The sequence below is a fragment of the Streptomyces sp. LS1784 genome (assembly GCF_020103755.1).
Taxonomy (GTDB): Bacteria; Actinomycetota; Actinomycetes; order Streptomycetales; family Streptomycetaceae; genus Kitasatospora.
Genome location: NZ_JAHSQD010001024.1, coordinates 1 through 1,549 on the forward strand (window position 1 = coordinate 1; position 1,549 = coordinate 1,549).

A 1,549-nucleotide genomic window follows, 5' to 3' on the forward strand; every position below is an offset into this window, starting at 1 on the left:
GGTGGCCGGCGTCGCCACCGCCCTCGCCGTGCCCTACCTGCTCGGCCCGACCGTCCGCCGGGCCACGGCCCGGATGTCCACCGTCCGCCGCGAGGACCTCGCCCCGGCGCCACTGGTCCGGCACTGCTACCGCACCGGGCGGGCCCTGCGCGCGCTGCTGCGGGAGAACGGCCGCTACCTCGACACGGCCGCGGAGCTGGACGAGCTGCGGCGCAGCCGGCCGCTGGCCGAGGACCTGCCGGTCACCGTGCTGGCCGCCGACGACGGCTGCCGGACCCGCGGCACCGAGGACTGGCTGGCCCGGCAGCGGGAGCTGGCGGCGCTGCTCGGGGCGGACTTCCGCACCGCCGCCCCGGCCGGGCACCTGGTGATGTTCGACCGCCCGGACGCGGTGGCTTCGGCCGTGCTCGACACCCACTGAGCCGCCACTGAGCCACCACTGAGGCACGGCTGAGGCACCGCGGGCGGGCCCGGGACGCCCGCAGCGCCCGCCCCCGGGCTCAGTTGCTGGAGCCGACCCGCCGGACCGCCTGCGGGATGGGCAGCTCCCACGCCGCCTTCCGTACGGCGCGCCTGACCAGGGCGCCGGGCCGACCGGGGTAGAGGCGGTGCTCCAGGCCGGCGACGCCGATCAGACCGGCCAGCTGCCGGTCCCGCTCGGCCGCCGGCCGACCGTCCCCGCCCCGGGGATCCGACAGGGTGGCCGCCACCCGCGCGGCGATCTGCTGCCCGAGCTCGGGCCGGGTCAGCAGGTGGCTTCGCCAGGGCAGGCCGAGGAAGTGTTTCTCCTCCACCGTGTAGCACCCCTGCTCGACCAGGCGGTCGAGGTGGAACCGGTACCCGGGCGGGTCCGGTACCCGGGTGATCGCCCGGTCGAGCAGGGGCCGGAACCGGCTCTTGCCCTTGCCCTCCAGTCGGGCCAGCACCCCGGCCTCGACCTCGTCCCGCGCACCGAAGGGCTGGTAGCCGGTGATGTGGTGCTTGTCGACGGTGATCGCGCCGGCCAGCAGCAGCTCGGCGAGGACGGCGCCGGCGACCACGTGCTGGAACTCGCTGACCGGGGCCCGGAAGCGCCCGGACTTCGGGTGGGCGCACAGCAGCATCAGTTCCTCGGGGAGAGGACGGGTGTCGGAAGGGGTCGTCACGGGGACCAGCATTCCGCATCCGGAAAACGCCTCAGGCCGCCCACCGGAGTGGACGGCCTGAGACCTTGCCATGTGCGCCGCCAGGGACTCGAACCCCGGACCCGCTGATTAAGAGTCAGCTGCTCTAACCAACTGAGCTAGCGGCGCTTGCTGACGTCGAAGACTTTACACGGCGCCGACCCGATCCACCGAATCGCGTTCGAATGGTTACTGTGCGCGACCGCCTCCGGCCGTCGGCTCCGGGTGGTGGCAGGCCGCCTGGTGGTCCGCCCCCTGCGCGCCGCCGACCAGGGCCGGCCGCTCCTGCTCGCAGCGGGCCCGGTCCGCCGGGGCCGTGAGCCCGGCGTAGCGCGGGCAACGGGTGCGGAAGACGCAGCCGGTGCGGCGCTCGGTGGGCGGGGGAG

2 protein-coding genes, 1 tRNA gene and 1 pseudogene are annotated in these 1,549 nt (G+C 75.2%); 1 reads left to right on the top strand and 3 read right to left on the bottom strand.

Annotation, left to right across the window (positions count from 1 at the left end; all coding sequences use genetic code 11):
* Positions 1–421: alpha/beta fold hydrolase (locus tag KS423_RS45295; protein ID WP_374120190.1), on the top strand; the 421-nt coding region annotated here is incomplete at its 5' end.
* Between the two features lie 79 nt (positions 422–500).
* Here the strand turns inward: KS423_RS45295 and KS423_RS45300 are convergent.
* The 3 genes and pseudogenes from KS423_RS45300 to KS423_RS45310 all read right to left on the bottom strand — a co-directional run.
* Positions 501–1,145, bottom strand: coding sequence for a GPP34 family phosphoprotein (locus KS423_RS45300; protein WP_224285489.1), 645 nt, complete (start codon positions 1,143–1,145; stop codon positions 501–503).
* Positions 1,146–1,218: 73 nt separating this feature from the next.
* Positions 1,219–1,292: transfer RNA gene (locus tag KS423_RS45305), tRNA-Lys, on the bottom strand.
* Between the two features lie 60 nt (positions 1,293–1,352).
* Positions 1,353–1,549 (bottom strand): annotated as a pseudogene (locus KS423_RS45310) (ABC transporter ATP-binding protein); the annotation flags it as partial.